Consider the following 16269-nt stretch of genomic DNA (forward strand, 5'->3'; position numbering starts at 1 on the left):
AATCTGCACGAAGAAAAGCGGCCTGTGATCTCACGATCCAGGCCGCTTTGCATTGGGCTTTCAGCGTTTTGTCAGTGCTACGGAATTGCTACGACACCCCGCAAACCCGCATGAAATAAGGCCCTGCCGTCCAGTCCAGCATGGGCGCAACGCTCAGGCGCCACGGCGAGATTTCGCGCTTCAGTTGTTGATCTTCTTGGATAGGCATCGTGCTGGACTCTTGGGACTTCGGCGGATTTCTGCGTTGTCGAGCACCCCGGGTGTGACGGTGCGCAGCTTCCTTGCACAGCCACGGCATCGGCCTTGGCCGCAGGAGACAAGACCCTTGCCCAAGTCCGCACCGGGCAGGGCGTGGCCCGTCATTTTCTCAGAGTCGATGGCGTTCAGCAGCGGCAAGCGGTCGAACAGCCGGGCAATAGCTCTCGCAGCCAGGCCCCGCGATCCATCGCCAAGGATTCAGGCGATGCATTCTTGCAAATACAAATCGTTCTCATTTATAGTTGCAACAAGCCAGACTCAATCGAGCAGCACATCACCCCATCTCTTGCCGTCTCCTACACCATGTCCCTCATCCGGCTGAAAGCCCTGGGCCTCTGGCTGACCCCGCTGCTGCTTGGCAGTGCCGCCCAGGCCCATTCGCCCTACCTCAAGCCCAACACCTTCCATGCCGAAGAGCAGCGCAAGCATGTCACCGTCGAAGCCTCCTTCGCCGAAGGCGAGCTGCGCCCCGACGTGGTGATGAAGTCCGACAGCTTCCATGTGATCGGCCCCGACGGACGCCGGCAGCCGCTGGTGCCCGCTGCCGTTCTGAAGGACGCCAGCTATCTCGAAGTGCCCCTGGCTGCCAGCGGCACCTACCTGGTGTCCTCGGGTGTCAGAAAGGGCCGGCTGGCCAAGGCGCTGCTGCGCAAGGGCCAGGTGCACTTCACCGAACAGCAGGAAGACCCGCAGCCGGATGACACACCGATCGAGGTACAGAGCCTGACGCGCGCCGATGTCTACGTCAGCCGGGGCCGCCCCAGCGCTGTGGACTTCGACACCGACGGCCTGGAGATCTACCCGGTCACCCGGCCCTACGACCTCTACGCGGGAGAAGCCATCACCGTGCGGGTGCGGGAGAACCGCAAGCCCCTGGCCGGCGAGACCCTGACCCTGATCGCCGACGGTCAAAGCTATGACGGCCAGAAGCAGGCCGAGCAGCACTTCAGCACCAACGCAGCCGGCGAAGTGAGCTTCAAGCCGCAGACCGCCGGCCTCTACCTGCTGCAGGTCCGTGTGCGCCGCCCCTCTCCCGACAAGCCCACGCTGTGGTTGAGCAGCACGGCCACGCTCACCATCGAAGTCCAAGCCCAGCCATGAGTCGTGCTCCCATGAAACCTCCCCTGTCTCCCCTTCTGCTGGCCTTCCTGGCGCTGCCGGCCCTGGCCGCCTCCCATTCCACGAGCACCTTCATCAGCGAGCAGGACCTCAACGGCGACGGCAAGGTGCTGCTTGAGGAGTTTCGCCTCGGCCGGCAGCTCGAATTCGTCCGCATCGACTTCAATGCTGATGGCCTGGTGAACGAGGCCGAGTACCTGGGTGAGTTCGAGGGCCGGCTGATGCTGCGCGTCGGCAAGATCGCCGATCCGGAGAAGCGCCGCGAGGAACTGCAGCGCCAGATGCGCCAGGCCAAGGTCCGCTTCGGCGTGCTGGACACCGACAGGAACGGCAGCATCAGCCTGGAGGAATTCCAGGCCACCGGCCGGCACATGTTCAAACTGCACGACCGCAACCAGGACGGCGTGGTCGACGAACTCGACGTGAAGATCGCCGAGGACGAGCAGAAGGCGGGCAAGACCAGCTTTGTGTCGCCCTGAACTGACGCACGGGGCGGAGCCATTGCCCGCCTCCTCACGAGCCCCTCGACCGGCTTCCCGCCGCTGAGCCGCGCGCACACCGCCGGGCTCGCTCCCGCGTTCCGGGCCTTCCGGACACCCCCTGTACTGATTCATTCGCACCAGCCAGCCTGCGTCGCCAGCCCGTGCTCCATCCCCAAGGACACTTCCATGCTGCGCAAGACCCCGGTCGCGCTGGCGCTCGGCGCCCTGGCCGCGCTCGCCACCGCTCCCAGCACCGCTGAGACGCCCTCCTCCACCCCTACCGCCGAACCCCGCAAGCTTGCCGAGGTGACCGTCAGCGCCACACGCACCGAGCGCAGCGTCGAAGCGGTGCCCAACACCGTCACCGTCTACGGCAGCCAGCGGCTGCAGCAGCGCGACGCCCGGGACCTCAAGGACTTGCTGGACCCGGAAGTGGACATCACCGTGCGGGCCACCACCGGGCGCTTCACCGCCGCGGGCGCCTCGACCGGGCGCGCGGGTAATGAAGGCATCAACATCCGCGGCCTGGAAGGCAACCAGGTCCTGATGAGCCTGGACGGGATTCGCCTGCCCCAGAGCTTCAGTTTCGGCGCCTTCGCCAGCGGACGCGCCGACTACATCGACACCGAACTGCTGGCCGGCGCCGAAGTGCTGCGTGGGCCGGCGTCCACGCAGTTCGGCAGCGACGGCCTGGGTGGCGCGCTGGTCCTGCGCACGCTGTCCCCCGAGGATCTGCTGACCCGCGGGCGGCGGCAGGCCGGCTTTGCCGCGCTGGGCGCCTACTCCATGGACCGCTCCACCAAGCTCAGCGCAGGCTTCGCCGCTTCGTCCGGCCCATGGCAGGGCCTGCTGGCCGCGGTGGTGCGCCGCGGTCATGCGGTGGAGAACATGGGGCGCAGCGAGGTGGCCAACGTGAACCGCACCACTCCGAACCCGACGGACATCCGCTCGCACAGCCTGCTGGGCAAGCTGGGTCTGCGCCTCGACAGCCGGCATGCGCTGCAGGCCACGCTGGAAGCCCGCCAGCGGGACACGGACACGGAGGTCCTCAGTGCCCATGTCGCGGTCATCGACGCCAGTACGCCCGCGACGGCCGTCATCGGCCTGCAGGCGCGGGACCGGCTGGACCGCCGCCGGTTGTCGCTGGAACACCGCTATGAAGACCTGAATGCAGCCTGGCTGCAGCTGCTGCGCACCCAGGTCTATGTGCAGGACAGCAAGACCCGCCAGCACTCCGCGGAAGACCGCTACACGGCGCCGGACCGCAGCCGCGACGGCTTCTACAAGGAGCATGTCCAGGGCTTGGCCACCCAGGCCCAGACGCAGCTGCCCGGGCAGCGGCTGAACTACGGCCTGGAGTTGAGCCGCAACCACGTCACCGCCCTGCGGGATGGCACGGTGCCGCCCGCTGGCGAGACCTTTCCCAACAAGCCCTTCCCCGACACCCGCTACCAGCTGGCCGGCGCCTACCTCCAGGATGAACTCGAGTTCGGCGACTTCAGCGTCATCCCCGGCCTGCGCCTGGACCGCTACTCGCTCAAGCCCTCCGCAGAGGGCTACACCGGCGGGACCGTGGTCTCCCTGTCGGACCAGGCCGTGACGCCCCGACTGGGCCTGGTCTGGCGCCCGTTGCCAGCATTCCAGCCCTACATGCAGTGGTCCCAGGGCTTCCGCGCTCCGACGCCCGACCAGGTCAACAACGGCTTCGCCAACCCGGCGCAGGGCTACCGCAGCATCGGCAATCCGGCGCTCAGGCCGGAGCATGCGAACAGCCTGGAGCTGGGCCTGCGCGGCACGCTGGACGAGCACCTGCGTTGGCAGCTGAGCCTCTACCAGAACCGCTACCGAGACTTCATCAGCCAGAACGTGGTCCAGGGCAGCGGCACGCCGGCAGACCCGCTGGTGTTCCAGTACATCAACCTCAGCCAGGCCCGTATCCGCGGCATGGAGTTGCGTCTGATCTGGCAGCCCCTGGCCGGCCTGTCCCTGAGCACCGCCCTGGCCGACACCCGCGGCGACAGCACCCGCGCCGGCGTCGACACCCCGCTGGACACGGTCCAGCCCACACGCCTGAGCACGGCCCTGCGCTGGGAGCATGGCGACTGGGCTCTGCAGGCGGCCTGGCAGCATGTGGCCGCCAAGAAGGCCAGCCGCTCAAGCAGTGCCAGCCACTTCCTGCCGCCCGCCTATGACGTGATCGACGTGGGCCTGAGCTACCGCATCCACCCGACCCTGCGCGCCGCGGCCCTCATCACCAACCTGGGCGACAGGAAGTACTGGCGCTGGAGCGATGTGCGGGGCCTGGCCGCCAACAGCCCCGTGCTGGATGCCTACACGGCGCCAGGCCGGCAGCTGCAGCTGTCGCTGCGCGCTGATTTCTGAGGCCAGGACCGCGCCGGCCATGTCCCTCCGCCCCACGCCCCACGATCGTGCCGGGAAGCTGCCAGCCCACGGCCGCACACACGCCGCTGAGCTGCCTCGCCCAGCAAGGCTTCAGCAGGCCGGCTTAGGGCCGCTGCCGAGGTGTGCATGAACCGCTGGGCCGCCTCCTTCGCCGTGCTGCTGCACGGAGGGCTTCTGCTCGCGGCCTGGTCAGGCGCAGCACGGCCACGGGTCATCCAGGGCCTGACTCCGGACCGGCCCGCCCTGGCCCTGCGCCTGTCTGCTCCGCAGGGGACGGCGGCCAGGGGTGAGAAGTGGCCCTGGCCACCGACAGTGGCCAGGGCCCTGGCCCTGCAGCCGCCGACGCCCCTGCTCATCGCGCCGCCGGAGCCGCTGCCCGGCGTTGCGCCCTCGCCTTCCCCTTCGCCAGCGGCCCTGGATGCCCCCTCGCCCGAGCGCCTCGGCATGCGCGAGGTCTCGGCGCAGGAGCCTGCCCCCACCCCCGTGCCTCAGGACCCGGCGCCACAGACCCTGGCCCCCGCCGCCCTGCCGCCCGAGCACCTGGCCTGCCAGGCCCGGCAGGCGGAGCGCCATTACCCGGCCCTGCTGCGGGAGCGGGGCATCGAAGGCCGGGTGGTCGTTCGCGTCAGGGTGGATGAAAGCGGCCGCGCAGCGGAAGTGCAGGTCCTGAATCCCAGCGGATGGCGGCTGCTGGACGAGGCCGCGCGCCAGGTCGCCACGGCCTGCGCCTACCTGCCCGCCCGGCGAGGAGAGCAGCGCCTGATGGCCTGGGTCGAGTACCCCGTCCGCTTCAGCCTGCATTGAGCGCGGCCCGCCTCCCGGCGCCCGCCCCCTGGAGCGCCCCTGGACCGTCCCGGTCCGAGCCTTGAACTGACAGCCATGAACAGACATGTCCCTCTCGCACACAGGCAGCGCGAGCGCGCGGCCCGGCTTCGCTGCCTTTGCTGTTGCGACGAACCGCCCGTGCACCCGGCAGCAGTCAGCCCGCGCCCCCGGTTCCGGCGCGTTGGCAGCCCGCACCAGGAGCCCGCAGAAGTGCTGCCGGCACCGCCGGCTCCACCCCGAGCCGGGCAGCGCCGCCTCGACAGGAAAGCCAGGCGATGAGCCACGCCAGCGGCGGCAAGCGGCTGCGCAAGCCGGCGGGTCCTGGGCAGGCCCGCTGATGGCCTCGCGCCCGGCCGCGTGGGCTGATCCCGGTCGGCGCCGTCACCGCCGCCGCTGAGCGCGAGGCTGTCGAGGGTCAGGCCCCTGGGTGGCGCCGGCGTGCGCCGGCCGCCAAGGCCAGCACACCCAGCACGAGCCAGCTCCAGCCCGCCGGCTCCGGCACCACCGAGGGCGCCGGCGCATCGAGCACGAAGGCCAGGTTGTCGGCATAGCCGTCGTTGTCCCCGCCGCCGAGACGCTCCATCGACAACGAGAACATCAGCCGGCTGGTGCCGACGGGCAGCCAGTTGCTCACCTCGCGGTAGAACAGGCCGGTGGCGTTGCCGCGATCCGCCGGGGTCACCGGGCCGAGTGCGGCGTGGCCGATTTCGCTGTCGCTGCCGTCAAGGAAGGACACGTAAAGCAGCGCGTTGTCGCCCTGCGAAGCCCAGCCGCCCAGCCAGCCGCTGAGCTTGAAGGACAGGGGCTGGGTCAGCGTGCCGGCCAGGTCCAGCAGCTGGTAGCCGGCCGTACGGGCGCCGTCGCCCGCGAACATGCGCTTGCCGCGGTTTGCGGGACCAGGCTGGGTCGGCAGGACCCAGTTGGACCCGTAGTCGACGGCTTGCGGGCGGGCGTAGCCGTCGAAGGCGAGCCAGCTGGTGGCCACGTCGGTCTCGGCGTCGCCGTTCACGATGAGGTTGCTGCCAAACAAGGGGCCGGCCTGGGCGCTCATGGCGGCCAGGGCCAGCGCGGCGGCGCTGAAGCAGTGGCGCGCCGAGATCTTGATCGAGTTCATGAATGCTCCGTTCACACGGTGGTGGCTTGATCGAGCCGGGCGGCGCCTTGCAGCGCCGGGTCGCTGATGGAGGGCTTGCCGTCCTCGAGGTGGCCGGCGAAGCGGCGCAGCCAGCCGCCGAGCCCCTTCACGCGCAGGCTGAAGTCGTACCAGTTCTGGCTGGCCGCCAGCGGGATGCGCAGACTCGTGCGGCTGCGCGCCACGACGGTGATCTCGCGCGGCGTGGCCGCCAGGTACTTGTTGGCCTGCAGCACGAAGGTGCAGGGCGCGCCGCCCGCGTTGACGAGCTCGATCAGCAGCTCGCCGCTGGCACGCGCGCTGCGCAACACGAGCTCGGGCAAGGCGCTGCCAACCGGGCGCCGCACATCGCCGGCGATGTGGCGGTGGAAACCGTTGGGGCCGAGCACCCAGAGGTCATAGGCTCCGGTCGTGGTCCAGCGGCCCTGAAGCTGCTTGCCGGCTTCGACGGTGTAGCGGCGCGGCATCTGGTCCAGCGCGAGCCGGTCGTAGACATGGAACACCGCGCCCTGCTCGCCCGCATTCTCGAAGGTGAGCAAGACCTGACCCCCAGCCTCCGGCACCTGCGCCTGCACCTGCAGCTCATAGGGCAGCGGGCGTGCGGGGCGCACACCGGCCTGCTGCACCGGCGCGGCCAGCGTGGTGGGCGTTGCGGGCGCCTTGGTGCCCGGCAGCGCCAGCGCACGGGCGCGGCGCTCGGCCGTGGCCGGCAGCAGCTGCAGGAAGCCTTGGTCGTCGGGGTTGGCGAAATCGAAGCAGGACTGCAGATCGCCGCAGACGGCACGCCGCCACGGGCTGATCAGCGGCTCCTGCACGCCGAAGCGCGCAGCGATGAAGCGCAGCACCGAGCTGTGATCGGCCACCTGGGAGTTGACCCAGCCGCCCTTGGTCCAGGGCGAGACCACGTACATCGGCACGCGCGGGCCCAGGCCGTAGGGGCGGTGGTGTGTGCGCGCGTCGGCGCCGTTGAGCACATGGTGGTATTCGCCGGTCGTGTCGACCGTCGATGCGCCGGCCAGCTGCGCCTTGGCGGGGTCGGCATCGTAGGCGACATAGGACGGCACGGCCGGCGGCGGCACATGGTCAAAGAAGCCGTCGTTCTCGTCGAAGTTGATGAACAGGACGGTCTTGCTCCAGACCTCCGGGTTGGAGGTCAGCGCGTCCAGCACGCGGGCCGTGTAGTCGGCGCCCGAGGCCGGGCTGGAGGGCCCCGGATGCTCGGAACCTTCGGCCGTCGCGACGATCCAGCTGACCTGCGGCAGGCGGTTCGCGATCACGTCGGCCTTGAGCAGGTCGAGGTCCCTCGTGCTGATGCCGCGCTCGCGCAGCGCCTGCGAGTAGCCCGGGCGCTCGTACCAGGCATCGCGGTAGGGCCGGAAGCCGGCCAGCGGGTTGTCGGTGAAGTTGTCCGACATGTTCTGGTAGACCTGCCACGAGATGCCCGCGGCCTGCAGGCGCTCGGGGTAGGTCGTCCAGCGGTAGTCCGTGCTGCGGTCGGTGTTGAACCACTCACGGCTGTTGTCCGTGCTCGGGCCGCCGGCGACGCCCAGCGGGTCGTTGTGCCCCGTCCAGAGGAAGAGGCGATTGGTGTTGGTGCCGGTCTGGGTCGCGCAGTGGTAGTGGTCGCACAGCGTGAAGGCGCGGGCCAGCGCGAACTGGAACGGCAGGTCAGCCTCGCTGAAGTAGCCCAGCGAATGGTTCTGCTTGGCATTGCACCAGTCGTTCATGCGGCCGTGGTCCCAGGCGAGCTGGGCGTCCAGCCAGGCGTGCGGCGTGCCGGCGACGCGCATCAGCGCGAAGTCCTGCGTCGTGTTCAGCGGGAAAGGCGCGATGGCCCGGCGCTGCCCCCAGTCCGGCCGCCCGGGCACCGGGTTGCCGCCCTGTGTGGGCTGCACGAACACGCTCTTGCGCGTGAACAGGCCCGGGCGGTCCTTGGCCGGCGCGGGGAAGGGGTCGCCGAAGCCACGCACACCGGCCAGGGTGCCGAAGTAGTGGTCGAAGCTGCGGTTCTCCTGCGTCAGCACGACGATGTGCTCGACGTCCTGCAGGCTGCGCGTGCGCTGGTTGGCCGGGATCGCCAGGGCTCTCGCAATGGCGGGCGGGAAGCTGGCCAGCACGGCGCTGGCGCGGAGGAAGTCGCGGCGGCTCATCGTGCGGCTCCGCGGGATGCGCTCAGGCGGCAGCGCACCTGGGTCGCGCGCTGAAGCGCGACAGGCGTGGGTCGGGACATGGAGGTCTCCTGAAGGACAGAGTGAGGTGGGGCTCGGACGTCGTGCGCGGCGCCACTGTAGGCAGCGCTCGTGAAGGCGGGGTGACAGTTCCAAGACGCTGCGACCACCGTCGCGCCAGGACCGCTTTCGGCGGGCTTGCCGGCCGTGCCTCGTCAGCGTCGACGATGCTCGGCAGCCGGGCGCCTGGCACTCGCAGCCTCACCCCACCAGTCCATGCCGGCAGCCCTGGACTCAGGCCGACCCAGGGCGCGGGTCTGCTGCAGGCATCGCCGCCCCGCGCGCTTGCGGGCCCAGATCAGCGCGCCGGTCACGGAAAGCATCGCCACGACCAGCCCCGTCGCGGCCAGGAGCAGGCGCAGGGGCAGGCCGCCCACCCGGCCCGTATGCAGCGCGGTGAGCCAGGTGGTGGCCGTGCGGGCCGCTTGCTGGCCCGTGGGCCACTGGACGGCGAGCAGGGCCCCGCTGCCGGCATCGAAGAGAAGCGTCGACTGCCCCCGCTGCGGGCCGACATCGCGATCGCTGTGCACGACATAGCGCCAGGTGCCCGCGCCCCGGTCCAGCGCCAGCGATTCCTCGCGTCCCACCGCAATCCCTTCTGCCCCTGCGGCTGCGGCCATGAGCGCGCGCGCATGGGCTCGCGCGGCGGGCCAGTCCGGCTCGACGCCATCTGCAAGGCCGGCTGTCTGCGGCAGGGGCGCGGCCTCCCAGGGGCCAAGCAGGGCCGCCATCACCGGCCTGTACACGGGCGCCAGGTTGAAGGACACCCCCGACCACGCGATCACGAACAGCAAGGCCCACAGCCACAGGCCGCCCGCGCGGTGCAGGTCCACCGTGCTGCGGTAGCCCGCGCCGCGGCGCACGCACCACGCCTGGCGCCAGCGAGCCCACCAGCCCCGTCCCTGCCGCACCAGCGGCCCTTCTCGGCGTGGCATCCGCAGCGGCAGGGTGAGGTAGGCACCGACCACGCAGTCCAGTGACCACAGCAGCGCCACCAGCCCCAGCACGGTCCTGCCCCAGGACGGCGCCAGCAGCGCGTAGTGGAGGCGGTAGAGGAAGGGCATCACATTGACCCGGCCCTGCGCCGGATCGCCCCACAGGCGCCCGCCGAGCTCGCGGCCGGTCCAGGGATCGACGTACAGCTCGTCGATGGCCAGGGCCGCAGCGGCGCCGGGTGCGGCCTGCACGCGGAAGGCCAGGGAGCGGCCAGGCTCGACAGACAGCGGGACCGCATCGATGCGCAGGCCGGCATGCCGGCGCAGCAGGCGCTCGCGGACCACGAGGGGATCGAGTGCCACCGCTCCCACGGGCTGCGGCGCCTTCAGCAGCGCGGCCGCGAAGGCCTCGTCCAGCGGCCGGTAGAAGGCCAGCAGGCTGCCCGTGAGGCCGGCCACCAGCAGGAAGCCGGCCAGCACCAGGCCGACCCAGCGGTGCAGCCACAGCCAATGAGAGCGCTTCATCGGTGCCACCTCGCCTGCGTCAGTAGCTCCATTCGCCCGACAGGCGCACGGTGCGCGGCGCTCCGGCGAGCACGCCGCCGTAGTTGACGTTCTCCCAGAAACGGCGATTGCCCAGGTTCTGCACCTGCAGCCGCCACAGGAAGGAGGCGCCCGCCAGCGTCGTCGCATAGCGCGCGCCGGCGTCCCAGCGCGTGTAGGCCGGCACCAGGATGGCCTGCGCCTGGTCCAGCGCCCGGCTGCCGGTGTGCACGGCGCCTGCGTTGAGGCTCAGCCCCGGCACGCCGGGGATGCGGGCATCGAGCCAGGCACTGCCCTGCAGCCTGGCGACGTGGGCGGGCCGCTTGCCTTCGCGCGCATCACCGGTGCCCAGCACCCTGGCGTCGAGCCAGCTGAGGCCCGCGACCGCGGAAAGGCCCGAGGCCAGGTCGCCGTTGAGCTGCAGCTCGAGGCCCTGGTGGCGCTGGCGTCCACGCGTCTTGAACACCTGGTCGCCCGGATCCGTCGCCTGCAGGGGCTTGTCGATATGGAACAGCGCCGCATTGGCCACGAAGCCCGCCGTGGGCTGCCATTTGATCCCGGCCTCGAGCTGGCGGCTGCGGATCGGGTCCAGCCGTTCACCGCGATTGGCCGCGGCATTGGGCGCATAGGCTCCCTGCTCCAGGCCTTCGGTCCGGCTGGCGTAGACGCTCAGGTGCGGGGCCGGCAGCCAGACCAGGGCCAGCGACGGCACGACCACGTCGGCGCGGTAGTCCCGCTGGACGCCAGCAGCGCTGCGGGAGGCATTGCGGTAGCCGATGTAGCGCGCGCCGGCGAGCACGCGCCAGCGCTCGTCCAGCGTCAGGGTGTCGCTGAGGAAGAGGCTGGGCTGGCGCGTCGTGGCCTGGTTCTTGGGCGGTGGGTTTGAGAAGTCCGGCGGCGCGCTGTAGAGCGGCGCGTGGATGTTGCCGACGGTGAGCCCCTCATTCGGGAACCAGCCCCCGTCCCAGGACTTGAGACGGCTGTCCGACACGCCCATCACCAGCGCATGCCGCAGACCGCCCGCCCGCAGGCGGCCGCTGAGGAAAGCCTGCGCGCTGACCGTGGTGAAGCGCTGGTCCGGCGAGAAGTAGTAGTCGCCGCTGCTGATGGTGCCGTCGAGCTTCACGCCGTACACATCGGGAAAGGCGGCATCGCGGCGGGTGCGGCTGTAGGCCAGCTGCGCGATGAGCTGCCAGTCCGCGTCCAGGGCGTGCTCCAGGCGCAGGCCCAGATTGGAGGCGTCGCTGCGGTACTGGCCCCAGGGCTGGCCCAGCAGGGTCCGCGGATCGAGGCTGTCCGCGGGCAGCACCTGGCCGTCCTCGCGCGGGCCCAGCACCGGCTGGGCCGCCAGCTTCTTGTGCTGGAAGTCCGCGTCCAGGCGCAGCAGGGTCGCGCCGGTCAGGCGGTAGTCCACGGCCAGGCCGGCCATGCGGCGGAACATGTCCCCGGCATGGCGGAAGTCGCCCTGCTGCTCGGCGGCGAGATTGAGCCGCCAGCCCAGCGTCCGGCCTGCATCCAGGGGGCCGCCCGCGTCCGCGTGGAGATAGCGACCGCCGAAGCTGCGCAGCTCGGCCTGGACGCTGGCGAAGGTCTCGCGCGTGGGGCGCTTCAGCACGTAGTTCACCAGCCCGCTGGGTTCTCCGACACCGTAGAGAAAGCCGGACAGCCCCCTCAGAACGTCCAGGCGCTCCATGTTCTCCAGCGGGATGTCCGCGTAGACGGTGGTCAGCAGGCCGTCGCGCCGCACGCTGTTGACGGCATTGGCCGAGAAGCCGCGCACCGCGATGCCGTCATAGGCGCCGCCAAGGGACGCGGGCTGCACGCCGGGGTCGTTGCGCAGCACGTCCTGCAGCGTGCGGGCGCGCTGGTGGTCCATCAGCTCGCGGCCGTAGGAGCCGATGGAAAAGGGCAGCTCCTGCAGTGCCTGCACGCCCAGGGCGCCCGCGTTGACGTCGCGGTTCAGGTAGAGGGACACGCGCTTGCCGCTGAGGAGCACGGGCTCCAGCAAGACCTGACCCTCGTCAGTGCCCTGCGCCTGCGCGAGGCCGGTGGCGCTGAGGGCGGCCAGCAGCGCGGCATGCAGCCGCGTGCGGCTTGGTTTCTTTGTCTTCATGGAATGAGGAACCTGGGATCAATGGGCGGTGAACTGGGCAGGCTGCGGTCGCTCGAAGGCAGGGCCCTCGGGCGTGCTGAAGCTGAGCGTGGCGCGATGGACCACCCCGTCCTGGCGAGGGTCGGGGGCGCCGCCCGGTGACGGCTCGCGGGTGTCGACGTCCAGCACGTAGAGGCCGCGCCAGGGCATGTGGATGCGCACCCGGCCGCGTTCGTCGATGTCATGGACCTGCAGCCACAGGCTGGGCGCGATCACCTTCAGCGTGCCCTGGGTCAGCGGTGCGCCCTTGAAGAAGACGGCGAAGGTGCCAGCCTCGGCCGTGGGCACGATGTCCAGGGCCATCGCGGGCTGCGCGGCCTTCAGCGGCCAGGCCGCATGCCGCGCGTAGTAGCGGGACCGGGCCCCGGAGGCGCGGGCCTCCACCACCGTGTCGGCCTCGGCGCCAGGGCCGTGCAGCACGAAGCCGTCCTCGGCCCTGCGCCAGGGCAGCGCGCCGCTATTGCGGTCCAGAACCTGCGCCCGCTGGGGCTCCAGCGCATCGAGCTTGCCAGGGCTGCGCTCGAGCAGGCGGATCTCCGGCTCGCCATAGCGCAGGTGCAAACCGCCCGCCTCCGCGGGCTCCAGCCACAGGTTGTGCGCAGCGGCCGGCAGTGCGGCCAGGGCCGTCATGAGGGCGAGGACTGTCTTCATAGGATCTCCATGTTTGGCGTAAGGCAAATACGAATCATTCGCATTCTAGTAGTTAAAGTCCGCTGCACTCAACCACACGGGAGATTGCTGGTGAACACAGCGAGCCTTGGAACCGGGCAAGGGAGCACGGTCCACACACACGCCCTCACGCCGCGCGAAGCCGCGGCCGTCGAGGCCCTGGTCGATCGCCTGGCGGCGAGCTTCGGCAGCGTGGAGACGCCGGAGTTCGCGGACGCCTGCGCGCTGGCCGCCCAGGAGCTGCCACGCGCTCTGCGCGAGCTGGCGCACCGCTTCAAATACCTGCACCTGCCCTGCGGCGCGGTGCTGATCCGCGGCCTGCCGGTGGACGACGGGCGCATCGGCCCCTCGCCCTCGCACTGGGACGCCAGCTGGCGCAACCCGCCCAGCCTGCGCGAGGAGATCGCCCAGTGCCTGCTGACGGCGGCCCTGGGCGAGATCTTCGGCTGGCGCACGCAGGAGAACGGCCGCTTCCTGCGCCACATCGTGCCCATCGAGAAGGACCGCAAGGAGCAGCTGGGCGGCGGCAGCGAGGTGACCCTGGTCTGGCACAACGAGGAGGCCTTCCACGACCACCGCTGCGACTTCCTGTCCATCGTCTGCTATCGCAACGAGGAGCAGGCGCAGACCATCCTGGCCTGTATCGACGACTTCGACATCCCTGACGACAAATGGGCCCTGCTCAGCGCCCCGCGCTATGTGGTGCTGCCCGACACCTCGCATCTGCCGGACCAGAACATCAGCGCGCACTGGCGGCTTGACGACGGCGCCTTCGAGCGCATCCGCCGCATGTACGCCGAGCCCCAGCCTGTGCCCGCGCTGAGTGGCTCACGCCAGCGGCCCTTCATCCAGGTCGACGAGGCCTATATGCGGGCCGTCGAGGGCGACACCGAGGCGCAGGCCGCCTTCGACTGGCTGATCCACCGCTTCAACGCCCATACCACCGCCATCGTGATGGAGCCCGGCGACATGCTGTGGATCGACAACAAGCGCGCCGTGCACGGGCGCTCGGTCTACCAGCCGAACTACGGCCCCCGCCATCGCTGGCTGCGGCGCGTCAACGTGACCCTCAACCTGCGCGCCTCCATGCCCTACCGCGAAAGCGCGGTCGCCCGCCACATCGTCTGAAGGAAACCCCATGAACACATCGAATGCCGCCGCGGCAGGCCCGGCCCTGCGCGTGCTGTCCCGGCAGGATCTGTCGAGACTGTCCTACCGCCTGCAGGACGTGCTGGATGCGGTGGAAGGCGCTTACCGTGCCTTCGCCAGCGGTGCCAGCGCCAACCCGCCCAAGCTCAGCGTGAAGCCGCAGGATGGCCGCTCCATCGCCTACGCCATGCTGGGCCGTGACGGCGAGCGCGAGACCGTCGCGGTCAAGACCTCCTACAAGTTCGGCCACGAAGGCGCAAAGGCCGACGAGCGCTACTACACCACCCTGCTCCTGCACGACGACCGGCAGGGCGCGCCCATCGCCCTGATGGACGGCAGCCTCGTGGGCAGCCTGCGCACGCCTGCCGCCACGGCCCTGATCGCCCGCGCCTGCGCCCGCAGCGACGCCAGGACGGCCCTGGTGGTCGGCTCCGGCGTGCAGGGGCAGACCGCCCTGCCCTTCCTGGTCGAGGCCCTGCCCCAGCTGCAGCGCCTGATCGTTCACGGCCACCATGGCGCCGGCATCGACGCCGTGCTGACGCGCATGCAGGAGCATCACCCGGACCGCCAGGTCGAGGTCTCGCGGGACCTGCGTCGCTCGGCCGAAGCCGCCGACATCATCATCGGCGCCGCCGGCCCCTCCTCGCCGGAGTCGGTGCAGGCCGGCTGGCTGCGGCCCGGCTCGCTGGCCATTCTCGTGGGCTACGGCATCGACAAGAAGGCCCTGCATGACGCCGACTACCGCGTGGCGACCAGCGCCGAGCAGATGAAGGTGACGGGGCAAGACCTGGCCCTGGACGGCCGATTGCCCGCCTTGGACGCTGAACTGCCCTGCATACTCAGCGGCCTTCAAAAGGGAAGACGCAGCGGATCGGATCGCGTGTTCGCCTACAACAGCGGCATGGTCCTCACCGACATCGCCCTGGGCCGCGTGCTGGCCGAGCAGGCGATCGCGCAGGGCCTGGGCCAGGAGGTGGCCCTGTGGTGATCCGGCCGAGCACCCCCAGCCTGCCGGCCCTCCGCCACGCCCTGGTGCAGCGGCTCACGACCGAGCAGGTGCCCCTGCTCAGGAGCCTGCTCGATGGCCTGGGATCACCCCTGCACCTGATGCTGCCGCAGGTCTTCGAGGCCAATGCGCGCGCCTTCCAGCAGACCCTGCGCGAAGCCGGCGTGGACGGCCAGCTGCTGTTTGCCAAGAAGGCCAACAAGGCGCGCTGCCTGGTGGAGCGCTGCCCGGGCCTGGGTCTGGGCGTCGACGCGGCCAGCGTGCCGGAGCTGGTCGCGGCACTGGCGGCCGGCGTCCCCGGCGCGCACATCGGCATCTCCGGGCCAGCCAAGCACCCGGCGCTGCTGGCGCTGAGCCTGCACCACGACTGCCTCGTCGCGATGGACAGCCCCGAAGAACTCCTGGACTACGCAGCCCTCGCAAAGAGCCTGCAGCGCCGGGCCCGCGTGCTGCTTCGCTGGCGGCCGCCATCGCAGCCGCGCAGCCGCTTCGGCATGGACGACACGGAGCTCGCCCAGGCCCTGGCACTGTGCGTCGAGCACCGGGCGCAGCTGCAGCTGCAGGGCTTCTCCTTCCATCTGTCGGGCTATGACGCCGCGGAACGGGCCCGCTGTGCGCAGCGGCTCATCGAGCGCTGCACCGAGGCCCGCGCCCTGGGGCTGCCCTGCGACACCCTGGACATCGGCGGCGGCTTCGCCCTGTGCTATGTCGAGGCGGCCGCCTGGCAGGACTTCATGGCCCGGCAGTCCCCGCAGGACTACCACGCCGGCAAGACCTTCGAGGGCTTCTATCCCTATGCCAGCGCCAGCCCGGGCGCGCAGATGCTGGAGCGCATCCTGTCCCATGACGAGGACGGCCGCACGCTGGCCCGGCGCCTGCGCGAGGAAGGCTTGCGCCTGCTGCTGGAGCCGGGCCGCGCGCTGCTGGACCAGGCGGGCTTCACGCTGTTCCGTGTGCAGGGCGTGAAGGACCGGCCGGCCGAGGGCTACGGCCTCGTCACCGTCGAGGGCATGAGCTTCAGCCTGTCGGAGCAATGGTTCAACAGCGAGTTCCTGCCCGACCCGCTGCTGCTGGGCGGCAGCGCCTCCGGCCCCTACCCAGCCGCCGTGGCCGGTGCCAGCTGCCTGGACAGCGACATGCTCAGCTGGCGCAAGCTGCCCCTGCCCAGCCGCCCAAAGACGGGCGACGCGCTGGTCTACCTCAACACCGCCGGCTACCAGATGGACTCCAACGAGTCCCCCTTCCACGAGCTGCCGCTGCCGCGCAAGGTCTCGCTGGAAGTCGATGCGAACTCGGAGCTGCGATGGCGCCTGGATGAAGTCCCGCCCGTCGCGCCCCCGCTGCCACTTTCATTTTGATCAGGGAGAT

12 protein-coding genes are annotated in these 16269 nt (G+C 70.5%); 7 read left to right on the plus strand and 5 right to left on the minus strand.

Going from position 1 to position 16269, the window contains the following annotated elements:
• The first annotated feature begins 561 nt into the window (after positions 1-561).
• The 4 genes from O9Y01_RS19045 to O9Y01_RS19060 all read left to right on the plus strand — a co-directional run bounded on the left by O9Y01_RS19045 (position 562) and on the right by O9Y01_RS19060 (position 5066).
• Entirely contained in the window at positions 562-1359 is a 798-nt protein-coding gene (locus O9Y01_RS19045) for a DUF4198 domain-containing protein (protein WP_269633183.1), read from the plus strand.
• A gap of 11 nt (positions 1360-1370) precedes the next feature.
• Positions 1371-1856, plus strand: coding sequence for a hypothetical protein (locus tag O9Y01_RS19050; protein ID WP_269633184.1), 486 nt, complete (start codon positions 1371-1373; stop codon positions 1854-1856).
• Positions 1857-2045: 189 nt separating this feature from the next.
• Positions 2046-4241, plus strand: a complete 2196-nt coding sequence (locus O9Y01_RS19055) for a TonB-dependent hemoglobin/transferrin/lactoferrin family receptor (RefSeq protein WP_269633185.1) — start codon at positions 2046-2048, stop codon at positions 4239-4241.
• Between the two features lie 147 nt (positions 4242-4388).
• Entirely contained in the window at positions 4389-5066 is a 678-nt protein-coding gene (locus tag O9Y01_RS19060; protein ID WP_269633186.1) for an energy transducer TonB, read from the plus strand.
• Positions 5067-5502: 436 nt separating this feature from the next.
• On the opposite strand, the gene O9Y01_RS19065 is transcribed toward O9Y01_RS19060, so the two are convergent.
• The 5 genes from O9Y01_RS19065 to O9Y01_RS19085 all read right to left on the minus strand — a co-directional run bounded on the left by O9Y01_RS19065 (position 5503) and on the right by O9Y01_RS19085 (position 12728).
• Positions 5503-6201 (minus strand): hypothetical protein, encoded by a 699-nt coding sequence (locus O9Y01_RS19065; protein WP_269633187.1) that lies wholly within the window; start codon positions 6199-6201, stop codon positions 5503-5505.
• 11 nt (positions 6202-6212) lie between these two features.
• Complete coding sequence (locus O9Y01_RS19070; protein ID WP_269633188.1) at positions 6213-8369, minus strand: phosphocholine-specific phospholipase C; 2157 nt, start codon at positions 8367-8369, stop codon at positions 6213-6215.
• A gap of 233 nt (positions 8370-8602) precedes the next feature.
• Positions 8603-9907: a PepSY-associated TM helix domain-containing protein gene (locus tag O9Y01_RS19075; RefSeq protein ID WP_269633189.1), complete on the minus strand. Its 1305-nt coding sequence runs from the start codon at positions 9905-9907 to the stop codon at positions 8603-8605.
• 19 nt (positions 9908-9926) lie between these two features.
• A complete protein-coding gene (locus tag O9Y01_RS19080) occupies positions 9927-12038 on the minus strand; it encodes a TonB-dependent siderophore receptor (RefSeq protein ID WP_269633190.1) in 2112 nt (703 codons plus the stop codon).
• An 18-nt stretch (positions 12039-12056) separates the two neighbouring features.
• Positions 12057-12728, minus strand: a complete 672-nt coding sequence (locus tag O9Y01_RS19085; RefSeq protein WP_269633191.1) for a hypothetical protein — start codon at positions 12726-12728, stop codon at positions 12057-12059.
• Between the two features lie 90 nt (positions 12729-12818).
• On the opposite strand from O9Y01_RS19085, the gene gntD reads away from it, so the two are divergent.
• Genes gntD through O9Y01_RS19100 form a run of 3 tightly spaced genes read left to right on the plus strand, consistent with a single transcriptional unit; the run spans position 12819 to position 16259 of the window.
• On the plus strand, positions 12819-13874 hold the full coding sequence (gntD, locus tag O9Y01_RS19090; RefSeq protein ID WP_269633192.1) for a guanitoxin biosynthesis L-enduracididine beta-hydroxylase GntD: 1056 nt from the start codon (positions 12819-12821) through the stop codon (positions 13872-13874).
• A 10-nt stretch (positions 13875-13884) separates the two neighbouring features.
• Entirely contained in the window at positions 13885-14883 is a 999-nt protein-coding gene (locus tag O9Y01_RS19095) for an ornithine cyclodeaminase family protein (protein WP_269633193.1), read from the plus strand.
• A complete protein-coding gene (locus O9Y01_RS19100; RefSeq protein WP_269633194.1) occupies positions 14880-16259 on the plus strand; it encodes an alanine racemase in 1380 nt (459 codons plus the stop codon). Before O9Y01_RS19095 ends, O9Y01_RS19100 begins: the two co-directional genes overlap by 4 nt.
• Positions 16260-16269: the final 10 nt, after the last annotated feature.

The organism is Pelomonas sp. BJYL3 (assembly GCF_027257975.1).
Taxonomy (GTDB): Bacteria; Pseudomonadota; Gammaproteobacteria; order Burkholderiales; family Burkholderiaceae_C; genus Roseateles_B; species Roseateles_B flavus.

What these genes read in the sequence shown, in the direction of transcription:
- O9Y01_RS19045 (WP_269633183.1), top strand. Translation starts at nt 562, where the DNA reads ATGTCCCTCATCCGGCTGAAAGCCCTGGGCCTCTGGCTGACCCCGCTG.
- O9Y01_RS19050 (WP_269633184.1), top strand. Translation starts at nt 1,371, where the DNA reads ATGAAACCTCCCCTGTCTCCCCTTCTGCTGGCCTTCCTGGCGCTGCCG.
- O9Y01_RS19055 (WP_269633185.1), top strand. Translation starts at nt 2,046, where the DNA reads ATGCTGCGCAAGACCCCGGTCGCGCTGGCGCTCGGCGCCCTGGCCGCG.
- O9Y01_RS19060 (WP_269633186.1), top strand. Translation starts at nt 4,389, where the DNA reads ATGAACCGCTGGGCCGCCTCCTTCGCCGTGCTGCTGCACGGAGGGCTT.
- O9Y01_RS19065 (WP_269633187.1), bottom strand. Translation starts at nt 6,201, where the DNA reads ATGAACTCGATCAAGATCTCGGCGCGCCACTGCTTCAGCGCCGCCGCG.
- O9Y01_RS19070 (WP_269633188.1), bottom strand. Translation starts at nt 8,369, where the DNA reads ATGAGCCGCCGCGACTTCCTCCGCGCCAGCGCCGTGCTGGCCAGCTTC.
- O9Y01_RS19075 (WP_269633189.1), bottom strand. Translation starts at nt 9,907, where the DNA reads ATGAAGCGCTCTCATTGGCTGTGGCTGCACCGCTGGGTCGGCCTGGTG.
- O9Y01_RS19080 (WP_269633190.1), bottom strand. Translation starts at nt 12,038, where the DNA reads ATGAAGACAAAGAAACCAAGCCGCACGCGGCTGCATGCCGCGCTGCTG.
- O9Y01_RS19085 (WP_269633191.1), bottom strand. Translation starts at nt 12,728, where the DNA reads ATGAAGACAGTCCTCGCCCTCATGACGGCCCTGGCCGCACTGCCGGCC.
- O9Y01_RS19095 (WP_269633193.1), top strand. Translation starts at nt 13,885, where the DNA reads ATGAACACATCGAATGCCGCCGCGGCAGGCCCGGCCCTGCGCGTGCTG.